The organism is Nocardiopsis mangrovi, assembly GCF_042653925.1.
Lineage (GTDB): Bacteria > Actinomycetota > Actinomycetes > Streptosporangiales > Streptosporangiaceae > Nocardiopsis_B > Nocardiopsis_B mangrovi.
In genome coordinates this window covers 1-10,748 of the sequence record NZ_JBHSFQ010000061.1, presented here as the reverse complement: position 1 = coordinate 10,748, position 10,748 = coordinate 1, and the positions used below count along the sequence as shown (strand labels likewise).

Sequence of the window (10,748 nt, the reverse complement as noted above, 5' to 3'; positions counted from 1 at the left end):
CGAAGGCGATGGCGAGGCCGACGTAGACGGAGATCCAGGCGCCGGCTTCGCGCATGGTGGGTTCGTGGGGGTTGCGGGCGGTGATGATGAAGTCGACGGCGATGACACCGAGCAGCACGGCGATGGTGATGCCCCACACCAGGGGCGAGATGTCCAAGGTCCCGGTACTCCAGACGGGTCGCAGGTACACGCGTCCCCGTCCCGGGCGCCCCGCACGGGCGCCCGGGAGCGGAGGGGAGCGGTGTCAGGATGTGTCGCGGTGCCCGGCGCGCGGCGCGCGGGCGCGGCGGCGGTCGAGGGCCTCGACCTGGTTCAGGTAGCGTTCGACCAGGTCGGCCGCCACCGGGTTGTGGCCGCGGATCCGGATCAGCCAGCTCGGGGCCAGCCGTTCGTGCAGCCACAGGAAGCCGATCGCGAACCCGATGCTCAGCAGCGCCTGGAACAGCAGGAACGACAGCAGCGGCTCGCGCAGCACCGAATCGTGGCCCAGCACCTGGGCCACCGCGTACTCGTCGATCAGCCGGGCCAGCGGGAACCCCACCAGCCAGTACAGTGCCGCCGGGCCCACGGCTCCCACGCCGAACCGGCCCATGGCCAGCAGGACGCAGTAGCCCGCGCCGAGCAGCGCCAACGGGATGCCCAGTGCCGCGGCGATCGTGACGGTCTGGACGGCGGGCAGTCCGGCCAGCGCGGCCACCCCGGCCGCGAAGGCGCCGGCCACCAGGCCGATCGCGATGCCGGGCACGGCGACTTCCGCGTACCGGACGGTGGTGGGGAGTCCGCCCGCTGCCGCGATCTGCGCCGCCATCAGCTCACCACCACGCCGTAGGCGAAGAGCGAGTAGAACAGCATCCCGAGGTAGAACACCGCGGCGAAGCCGATGACCAGGTTGGAGACGATGCCCGGGCGGATCGGCTTGGGCAGTCTCAGGTTGTTCACCAGGAGGAGCACCACGCAGTAGGACCCCATGGCGAAGGTGGACAGGAAGGCCAGCACGTCCAGGATCGCGGCCGGCCCGTCGGCGGGCCCGAACAGCAGGATGCCGATCCCGAAGGCGATGAGCCCCCACAGGAAGAACGCGTACAGCTTCGAGATGCTGAACCGCTTCGCGCCCGGCACGAAGAAGTACGTCATGTCGGCCTGGCCGCGCGAGAAGGAGTCGAACAGGCCCAGCGTGGCGTTGAGGCCGATCAGGGCGATGAAGCAGAAGAACACCGTCCCGAGGATGGGGCTGCCCGCGGCGGAGAACGAGGCGGCCATCGCGTCGAGCGCCGCGTCGCGTTCACCGTCGCGGATGACCGCCGTGACCCCGGGGTCGATGCGGGCCGACGCCTGGGCGAGGACCGTGAAGGAGATCGTCACCAGCATCGTGATGCCCCAGAAGAGGACGAACGCGTCGAAGGTGACCCACTTGCGCCACCCTCTCCACTTGCTCATCTCCTCGGGGTCGGAGGTGTCGAACATGAACCCGCGCGTGGGCATGGACTCCTGCTCGTCGGAGTGCCGCAGCCCGCGGATGCGCGGGATGTGCGCGCCCATGCCCGCGCCCTTGTCGCGCAGGTGGAGCGTGTACCACATCTGCTGCATGCCGGAGGGGCCGGCGAAGGCGATCGCGCCCACGATGACGGGGAACCAGGCCGGCGACATCGCTTCCTCGGGCATGTAGCCGAAGGCGAACATGCCGGTGATCGTGCTGGAGAGGTCGGCGAAGCTGCCGACCATGGCCGCCACCACGGCGGTGCCCACCACGAGCACGCCGATACAGATGGAGAGCACGTTCTCCAGCAGGTTGTAGACCACCTTGGCGAGGGTGAAGACCACCCCCACCAGCAGCATCCCGGCGATCGCCGAGCCCTGCCAGGGGATCCCCGTGACCCGTTCGAAGGCCGACGCGCCCGCGGAGAGATGGCCGGGCCAGATATAGACCAGCATGGCCGTGACGAAGAAGAACCACATCAGCGGTTTGAACACCCGGGCCGCGCCGAAGAAGATGCTCTCCCCGGTGGCCATCGCGTAGCGCGACATCTCCAGCATCACGACGGCCTGGAGGCTGACGCCGATCAGGAACAGCCAGCGGATCTCGGGCCCGAAGATCAGGACCAGCCGCGGCCACATGTAGGACTCGCCCATCCCGACGCCGAGCGCCACCAGGAACACGGTCGGGCCGAGGATGTGGATGGAGGGCGGGGCCTTGGGCAGCGGGCGGATGGGCAGCGGCTCCAGCTTGCCCGACTTGTAGAAGCGCTCATCGGCGGGGGCCGGTGCGGGTTCGGCGGTGCCGGCGCCGCCGCTCTCGGCGGCGGGCATGCTCCGTTGGGCGGGGACACGCGGCGGCGTGTGGGTGGTGGCGGGATCGTCGCGGCTCAGCGGCCGGTCGGCGTTCACATCTGAGGAGTCCATGCGTGCAGTTCTCCCTCGCGGATGCGGGCGCGCGAGCGCCCTTCATACGCCCCCTGGCACTGCTGGTGGGCCTCCTTCGCACATGAACGGGGTGGGCGGTGGCTGCGCCGGGCCCGTGCTGGCGGAGCGCGGGCGCCGGTGGTGGGCCCGGCGGTCGGCGATAGCGGATCGCCGACCGCCGGGTGCGACCTCGGCGGCGGGGGATGGAGCGGGATATGGGGTGGTCACTGCGGGTGCGAACGGTACATATGGTGCGGGTGGTGCGGCCGTCCGATCAGAGTAGACCCGCGGCGCGCGCCCAGCGATACTTCGCGCCGAGAACCTGGACCGGCTTCTCGGTGGTGTAGGGGTAGGCCACCACGCCGTGCCGGAAGAGGTGGGCGCTGGCCGCCTCGACCTCGGTGTCGCCCGAGAGCGAGGCCACCACCGGCTTGTCGATGCCCGCGGCGCGCGCCTGGGCCACCACGTCGGCGACCAGCTCGGCGAAGACCATGGGCGGGGTGACGATGGTGTGCCAGTAGCCCAGGATCAGCGCGTGGACGCGCGGGTCCTCCAGGCCCAGCCGGATCGTCTTCTCGTAGGTCGACGGCGGCTCGCCCCCGGTGATGTCCACCGGGTTGCCGGCCGCCCCGAAGGGCGGGATGAAGGCGCGGAACGCCTCGTCGAGGTCGGGCGGGATCTCATAGAGCGACATGCCGTTGTCGATGACGGCGTCGGAGAGCAGCACGCCCGAACCGCCGGCGCCGGTGATGATGACGACGTTCTCGCCCGTGGGCGCCGGCAGGACCGGCAGCGCGCGGCCGAACTCCAGCAGCTCGTTGAGCCCCGGAGCCCGCACCACCCCGGCCTGGCGCAGGATGTCGTCGTAGACCTTGTCGTCGCCGGCCAGCGCCCCGGTGTGCGACCCGGCCGCGCGGGCGCCGGCCGAGGTGCGCCCGGCCTTGAGGACGATCACCGGCTTGCGCGGCACGACCTCGCGGGCCGCCTCCACGAACGCCCGGCCGTCCTTGAGGTCTTCCAGGTGCATGGCGATGGCGTTGGTGTTGTCGTCCTGGCCGAAGAAGGTGAGCAGGTCGTCCTCGTCGATGTCGGCCTTGTTGCCGACCCCCACGATCGCCGAGACACCGGTGCTGGTGCTGCGGCTGTAGCCGAGGATGGCCATGCCGATGCCGCCCGACTGCGACGTCAGCGCGGTGCCGCCCGCGACGTCGTAGGGCGTGCAGAACGTCGCCGACAGTTTCTGCGGCGTGTAGTAGTAGCCGTAGATGTTGGGGCCGAGGATCCGCACGTTGTGGCGGCGGGCGACCGCGAGCACCTCGTCCTGGAGCTCCTGCTCCCCGGTCTCGGCGAACCCCGAGGGGATGAGGATGGCCCCGGCCACCCCCTTGCGCCCCGCCTCCTCCAGGGTGGCGGCGACGAACTTGGCGGGTACGGCGAAGACCGCCACGTCCACGTCGCCGGGGACGTCGCCGATGCTCTTGTAGGCGGCGCGGCCGTAGACCTCGTCGGACTTGGGGTTGATCGGGTACACCTCGCCGGCGTAGCCGCCGTCGACGATGTTGCGGATGACCGAGTTGCCGATCTTGCCGGTCTCGTTGGAGGCGCCGATGATCGCGATGGAGCGGGGGGTGAAGATCCGGTTCATCGCGGTCAGGATCTCGTCGCGGCCGAACCGCTTGGGGGGCTCGGCCGGGTCGAAGTCGAGCACGAACCGCAGGTCGGCGGCGATGGCGTCGTCGGCGGTGGCGAAGACCGGGTTGAGGTCGGCCTCGGCGATCTCGGGGAAGTCCGTGACCAGGTCGGACAGGCGCACCAGCAGGTCGGCCAGGCGTCCGCGGTCGACCGCGGCGCCACCGCGCACGCCGTCGAGGACTTCGGCGGCCTTGATGCCGCCGACCTGGGAGAGCGCCTCCTCGCGCGTGACCGGCGCCAGCCGGAACGCGACGTCCTTGAGGACCTCCACGAGCACGCCGCCCAGCCCGAAGACCACGATCTTGCCGAAGGTGGGGTCGGTGGTGGCGCCGACCAGCACCTCCAGGCCGGCGCCGATCTGCTGCTGGAGCTGCACGCCGTCGATGCGGGCCTCGGGGTCGTAGGCGCGGGCGTTGGCGACGATGCGGTGGTAGGCGGCCTTCACCTCCTGCGGGGAGGTGAGCCCGACCTCGACGCCGCCGGCCTCGGTCTTGTGCAGGATGTCGGGGGAGACGATCTTGGCGACGACCGGCAGCCCCAGTTCCACGGCGAGCGACACCGCCTCGTCGGCGTCGCGGGCCAGCGCCTCACCGGGGACCGGCAGCCCGTAGGCGTCGGCCAGCGCCTTGCCCTCGGGCGCGGTGAGGGAGGTGCGGCCCTCGGTGCGGGCCCGGTCCAGCACCGCGCGCACGGCCTCGCGGTCGTAGCCGGGATCGGTTGGGTTGGCCATGGTGTCAGATCACTCCGTTCGACTTGAGCGCGGTGAGGTCGTCCTCGGACAGCCCCAGCTCGCCCACGTAGACCTCGCTGTTGTGCTCACCGAGAAGGGGGGAGCGGCGGATGTCGGCGGGGGAGGCCGACAGGCGGATGGGCAGGCCCACCGTCTTGTAGGTGCCGCGTTCGGGGTGCTCCACGGTGGCGACGATCCCGTTCGCGTTGAGCGTGGGGTCGTCGATGATCTCCCGGGTGGACAGGATCGGCCCGCAGGGGATGTTGTGGGCGTTGAGCGCCGCCAGCACATCCCACTTGGGGATGTTCACCGACCACTCCTCGATCAGGGCGAACGCCTTGTCGAGCTTGTCCAGCCGGGCTTCGGGGGTCGCCCACTCCGGGTCGGTCGCCAGGTCGGGCCGGCCGATGAGCCGGGTGATCGGCTCCCATCCGGGGGGCTGGATGATGACGTAGACGTAGTCGTTGGGGCCGCCGGGGGCGGTGCGCACCGCCCAGCCGGGCTGCCCGCCGCCCGAGGCGTTCCCAGAGCGCGGCACCTCGTCGCCGAAGCTCTCGTTGGGGTACTCGTTGAGCGGGCCGTGGGCCAGCCGCTGCTGGTCGCGCAGCTTGACCCGGCACAGGTTGAGCACGGCGTCCTGCATGGCGACCTCGACGCGCTGGCCGGTGCCGGTCCGGGTGCGCTGGTACAGCGCCGCGAGGATCCCGGCCACCGTGTGCATCCCGGTCCCGGAGTCGCCGATCTGCGCGCCGGTGGCCAGCGGCGGGCCGTCGTCGAAGCCGGTGGTGCTCATCGAGCCGCCCATGGCCTGCGCGATGACCTCGTAGGCCTTGTAGTCGGCGTAGTCGCCGGGGCCGAACCCCTTGATCGAGGCGTAGACGAGCCGCGGGTTGGCCTCCTGGAGCACCTCCCAGGTGAAGCCCATGCGGTCGAGCGCCCCGGGCGCGAAGTTCTCCACCAGGACGTCGCTGGAGCGGACCAGGTCGAGGAAGATCCGCTTGCCCTCGTCGCTCTTGGTGTTGAGGGTGATGCTGCGCTTGTTGGAGTTCAGCATCGTGAAGTAGAGGCTGTCCACGTCGGGGAGGTCGCGCAGTTGGCGGCGGGTGATGTCGCCGCTGGGCGCCTCCAGCTTGACGACGTCGGCGCCCAGCCAGCCCAGGATCTGCGTGGCCGACGGACCGGACTGCACGTGGGTCATGTCGAGGACGCGGACACCGTCGAGTGCCTTGCTCATGGCGTCTCAGGGCTCCCTACTTGTACATGGTCTGGTTCATCGTCCCGGGGGCGTAGACCTCGGGGTCGATCCAGACGTTGATCAGCGACGGCTTGCCGGACTCGCGTGCGCGGCGCAGCGCCGGGCCGATCTCGGCGGGGTCGTGGACCTCTTCGCCGTAGCCGCCCAGCATCTTGGCGAACTCCGAGTAGCGGACGTCGCCGAGGGTGTTGCCGATCTCGCCGCGGTCCGCGCCGTACTTGGCGATCTGGCCGTAGCGGATCTGGTTCATGGAGGAGTTGTTGCCGATGACGCCGACGAACGGCATGTCGAACCGGACCAGGGTCTCGAAGTCCCACCCGGTGAGGCTGAAGGCGCCGTCGCCGAACAGGGCCACGACCTCCTTGTCGGGCCGGGCGTACTTGGCCGCCATGACGAAGGGGATGCCCACGCCCAGCGTGCCCAGCGGGCCGGGGTCCAGCCAGTGGCCCGGCGACTTGGGCTGGACGACCTGGCCGGAGAAGGTGACGACGTCGCCGCCGTCGCCGATGTAGATGGAGTCCTCGGTGAGGAAGTCGTTGATCTCGCTGACCAGCCGGTAGGGGTGGATGGGCGAGGCGTCGGAGCGCAGCAGCGGTGCGCGCTTGTCGAGCGCCTTGGCCTCCTGCTGGCGCAGCTCCTCCAGCCATGCCTTGCGGCCCTGGGCGCCGTTGTCGCCGTAGGCCGAGGTGGCCTGGAGCACCGAGGACAGCACGACGTCGGCGTCGCCGACGATGCCGAGGTCGATGTCGCGGTTCTTGCCGACCGTGGCGTAGGACAGGTCGATCTGCACGACGGTGGCGTCGGGGGACAGGCGCTTGCCGTAGCCCATCCGGAAGTCGAACGGCGTGCCGACGATGATGATGAGGTCGGAGTTGGCGAAGGCGTGGCGCCGGGAGAGCTGGAAGTGGTGCGGGTCGCCGGGCGGCAGGGTGCCGCGGCCCGCCCCGTTCATGTAGGCGGGGACGTTGAGCGCGCGCACGAGCTCGATGGCGGAGTCGGTGGCCCGGGTCGTCCATACCTGGCCGCCGAGCAGGATGCTGGGCCGCTCGGCGCGGACGAGGAGTTCGGCCAGGCGCTCGATGGCGGCGGGGTCGCCGGCCTGGCGGGTGGAGGCCCGGTACCGGCCCGCCTCGGGGATCCGCGCCTTCGCGACGGGGACCTTGGCGTCGAGGATGTCGCGGGGGATCTCCAGGAACGACGGGCCGGGGGCGCCGTTCACCGCCTCGCGGAAGGCCATCGAGACCAGGTCGGCGACGCGCTCGGTGTGGGGGACGGTCGCGGCGAACTTGGAGATCGGGTTGATCATGTCCACGTGCGGCAGGTCCTGGAGGGAGCCCATCTTGTGCTGGCTGAGGGCGCCCTGGCCGCCGATGACCAGCAGCGGGCTTTCGGCGCGGTAGGCGTTGGCGATCCCGGTGACGGCGTCGGTGGTGCCCGGACCGGCGGTGACCACGGCGCAGCCGGGCTTGCCGGTGATCCGCGCGTAGCCGTCGGCGGCGTGTGCGGCCACCTGTTCGTGGCGGACGTCGATCACATCGATGCCCTCGTCGGCGCAGCCGTCGTAGATGTCGATGATGTGGCCGCCGCACAGGGTGAAGATCACGTCGATCCCCTCGGCCTTGAGGGCCTTGGCCACGAGATGGCCGCCGGAGATCGTGGCGTCTTCCCTCTTGTCGTCAGTCATCGCTGCGAACATCCCCTTCATTGGATACTGCATACCGTATGTTTTCCATTGCTACATGAGCGCCGGGCGCGTGTCTAGAGCGGAATCGTGCGAACCGGCAGGGGGCGCCGCAGCCGCCCCGCGATACCCGCGGCGACCAGCGCGCACACGCCGGCGGCCGCGAACCCCGCGGCGGCGCCGGACTCCGGCGCGAGCAGAAGGAGCAACGCGGCGCCGCCCACGCCCAGCAGCCCGCCCAGACCCTTGGCGCTGTAGACGAGCCCCTGGATGTCGGTGGAGTGGCGCGCGCCGAAGTAGTCGGTCGCCAGCGCGCGGGTGAGCGGATAGCAGGCGCCGCCGCCCAGCCCGGCGGGCACCGCCAGCACCACCAGGGCGGCCAGGCCGCCGCCTGTGGATCCGGCGGCGAGCAGGCCGAACTGCGCCAGCGCCCCGGCCAGCAGCGCGCCCGCCAGCACCCGGCGGCCTCCGCCGCGCTCGGCGCGCGCGGCCGCCGCCACGCGGCCGGCCCCGCTGGCCGCCACCAGCACGGCCGCCACTAGGGCCGCCCCACCGGGGGAATGGCCCTCGGCCAGCAGGAAGGCGGGCAGCACCGCCAAGTCGAAGAGCGCGACGGCGCCCCCCAGGGCCAGCACGGCGTGCAGGGCGGGCAGTGCCCCGCTGCGCCAGGCCTGCGTCGGGGAGTGCTCGGCCCCGGGCAGCGGGTCGGCCCGGCCGCGCAGCGCCCATGCCCGGGGGTCGGTCCCCGGCGGCCACCAGTGCGCGGGGGGCGCGTGCAGCCGCGCCCCACCCACGGCGATCAGGGCACCTGTGGCGACGGCCAGCGCGGCGCAGGCCGGTCCCAGGACGCCGGGGCCGGGCAGCAGCAGGGCGCCCAGCACCGCCGGAACGGCCCCCAGCGCGAAGGCGCCCCCGGCCACCCCGGCGCGGGCCACGGGTCGCTCGGGGTACCAGGCCGCGACCACGTGCACGCAGGAGTGGTAGACGAGCCCGGCTCCCAGGCCGCCGATGACGCCGTAGCCCACCGCCGCGACGGGGAGGGAGCCGGCGAAGCCGATGCTCAGCAGGCCGGCGGCGCACATCGGCGCGCCGGCCGTGACGGCCGCGGCCGGCGGCAGCGCGCCGCGGGAGTGCAGGCGTGCGATGGGCACGGCCGACGCGCCCTGCACCACCGTCCACACCAGCAGCGGGAGCAGCGCCTGGGTCAGGGTCCAGCCGTGCGCGGCGGCCAGCGCCGGCACCGCCGCCCCATAGGCGAACTGGAGCGTCCCGGCCGCGGCGACCGCGAGCGCCGCGCGGCGCAGCTGGTGGCCGCGGCCCCGGCCGGTGAGGTCGCGCGCCGAGGCACCGACCCGGTAGCGCCGGCCGCTCCAGTCGCGGTACTCGCCCCGCGGTACGTCGTAGGGGGAGGGCAGATGGCCTGGGGGGATGACAGAGGGGGATGGAGCCACCACGGATCACCTCCAGCATTCTGTATGCAGTATGCGCTGTGCATCGCGTTCGAGGGAAGGGGGTGGAGCGCGGAATTCGGGGGCGGTGGTGGGGTGGCGCGGGGGTGGGATCCGGGGTGGCGCCGCGGGAGGGTGAAGGCGTCCGCCGGCGGATCGGCGTGGACGTGGGGGCGCGGCCGACGGTGCGACGGGGGGTGGAGCGGCGAGCCGACGAGCGAGCGGAGGCGGCGCTGCCTCTGGCCGGAGGCCCTTCCGTGGTGCCGGTGGAGTCGAGGGAGGAGGTGAGTGCGACGGGGGATGGAGCGGCGAGCCGACGAGCGAGCGGAGGCGGCGCTGCCTCTGGCCGTAGGCCCTTCCGTGGTGCCGGTGGAGTCGAGGGAGGAGGTGAGTGCGACGGGGGGTGGAGCGGCGAGCCGACGAGCGAGCGGAGGCGGCGCCGCCCCTGGCCGAAGGCCCTTTGCGTGGGGTCGGTGGAGCCGGGGGAGGAGGCGGGCGTTGACCGGCGGCGGTGTGAACCCGCCGCGAAAGAGATATTGCATACTGCATACGATCTCGCGTATGACAGAGGCAGAGCCGAGGACCGCGACAGAGGAGGAGACTCGGTGGACCTCTACGAGCACGAAGCCAAACAGCTGTTCGGCGAGCACGGCGTGCCGCTCGCCCTACGACAACTCGCCGGCACACCCGAGCAGGCCGCATTGAGCGCCGAGCGCCTGGGCGGCCGTGTCGTCGTCAAGGCGCAGGTCAAGACGGGTGGCCGCGGCAAGGCCGGCGGTGTGAAGGTGGCCGATGGCCCCGAGGACGCGCAGGCCAAGGCCGAGCAGATCCTCGGCATGGACATCAAGGGGCACACGGTGCACCGGGTCCTGGTCGAAGAGGCCAGCGACATCGCCGAGGAGTACTACGTCTCGTTCCTGCTCGACCGCTCCAACCGCACGTTCCTGTCGATCTGCTCGGCCGAGGGCGGCATGGACATCGAGGCGGTGGCCGCCGAGCGTCCCGACGCCGTGGTGCGCACCCCGGTCGACGCCCTCACCGGACTGGGACGCGACGACGCGATCGCCATCTGCGCCAAGGCCGGCCTCCCCCCGGCGGTCCATGCCCGCGCCGCGGCGGTGCTCCAGCGCCTGTGGGCCGTCGCCGCCGAGGAGGACGCCACGCTCGTCGAGGTCAACCCCCTGGCCCGCACGCGCGACGGCCGCATCCTCGCCCTCGACGGCAAGGTCACCCTCGACGAGCACGCCGCCTTCCGGCACCCCGAGCGCACCCCCTTCCACGACGACGGCGCCGCCGACCCCCGCGAGACCGCCGCGCGTGCCAAGGGCCTGAACTATGTGAAGCTCGACGGTGAGGTCGGGATCATCGGCAACGGTGCGGGCCTGGTCATGTCCACCCTGGACGTGGTCGCCTACGCCGGCGAGGCCCACGGCGGGGTCAAGCCCGCCAACTTCCTCGACATCGGCGGCGGCGCCTCGGCCGAGGTCATGGCCAACGGCCTGGAGATCATCCTGGGCGACCCCTCGGTCAAGAGCGTGTTCG

Annotated in this window: 7 protein-coding genes; 1 reads left to right on the top strand and 6 read right to left on the bottom strand. The window is 71.9% G+C overall.

What is annotated here, in order from left to right; translation table 11 throughout:
- Positions 1–244: 244 nt before the first annotated feature.
- The 6 genes from ACFO4E_RS29715 to ACFO4E_RS29690 all read right to left on the bottom strand — a co-directional run bounded on the left by ACFO4E_RS29715 (position 245) and on the right by ACFO4E_RS29690 (position 9,212).
- Positions 245–808 carry a hypothetical protein gene (locus ACFO4E_RS29715; protein WP_378580587.1) on the bottom strand — a complete coding sequence of 188 codons (564 nt, stop codon included), beginning with the start codon at positions 806–808 and terminating at the stop codon, positions 245–247.
- Positions 808–2,400 carry an Nramp family divalent metal transporter gene (locus ACFO4E_RS29710; protein WP_378580585.1) on the bottom strand — a complete coding sequence of 531 codons (1,593 nt, stop codon included), beginning with the start codon at positions 2,398–2,400 and terminating at the stop codon, positions 808–810. The genes ACFO4E_RS29715 and ACFO4E_RS29710 overlap by 1 nt, the downstream gene beginning before the upstream one ends.
- Before the next feature lie 274 nt (positions 2,401–2,674).
- Positions 2,675–4,822, bottom strand: coding sequence for an acetate--CoA ligase family protein (locus ACFO4E_RS29705; RefSeq protein ID WP_378580583.1), 2,148 nt, complete (start codon positions 4,820–4,822; stop codon positions 2,675–2,677).
- Positions 4,823–4,826: 4 nt separating this feature from the next.
- A complete protein-coding gene (frc, locus tag ACFO4E_RS29700) occupies positions 4,827–6,056 on the bottom strand; it encodes a formyl-CoA transferase (RefSeq protein WP_378580581.1) in 1,230 nt (409 codons plus the stop codon).
- A gap of 16 nt (positions 6,057–6,072) precedes the next feature.
- Entirely contained in the window at positions 6,073–7,761 is a 1,689-nt protein-coding gene (locus ACFO4E_RS29695) for a thiamine pyrophosphate-binding protein (protein ID WP_378580580.1), read from the bottom strand.
- Between the two features lie 74 nt (positions 7,762–7,835).
- Positions 7,836–9,212, bottom strand: a complete 1,377-nt coding sequence (locus ACFO4E_RS29690) for an MFS transporter (protein ID WP_378580579.1) — start codon at positions 9,210–9,212, stop codon at positions 7,836–7,838.
- Between the two features lie 599 nt (positions 9,213–9,811).
- Here ACFO4E_RS29690 and sucC point away from each other — a divergent pair.
- Positions 9,812–10,748 (top strand): ADP-forming succinate--CoA ligase subunit beta (gene sucC, locus ACFO4E_RS29685; protein ID WP_378580577.1); only part of this gene is annotated, 937 nt, incomplete at its 3' end.

Excerpts from the sequence above, each read along its gene's own strand:
- ACFO4E_RS29705 (WP_378580583.1), bottom strand. The coding sequence starts at position 4,822 with ATGGCCAACCCAACCGATCCCGGCTACGACCGCGAGGCCGTGCGCGCG.
- ACFO4E_RS29715 (WP_378580587.1), bottom strand. The coding sequence starts at position 808 with ATGGCGGCGCAGATCGCGGCAGCGGGCGGACTCCCCACCACCGTCCGG.
- ACFO4E_RS29695 (WP_378580580.1), bottom strand. The coding sequence starts at position 7,761 with ATGACTGACGACAAGAGGGAAGACGCCACGATCTCCGGCGGCCATCTC.
- frc (WP_378580581.1), bottom strand. The coding sequence starts at position 6,056 with ATGAGCAAGGCACTCGACGGTGTCCGCGTCCTCGACATGACCCACGTG.
- ACFO4E_RS29710 (WP_378580585.1), bottom strand. The coding sequence starts at position 2,400 with ATGGACTCCTCAGATGTGAACGCCGACCGGCCGCTGAGCCGCGACGAT.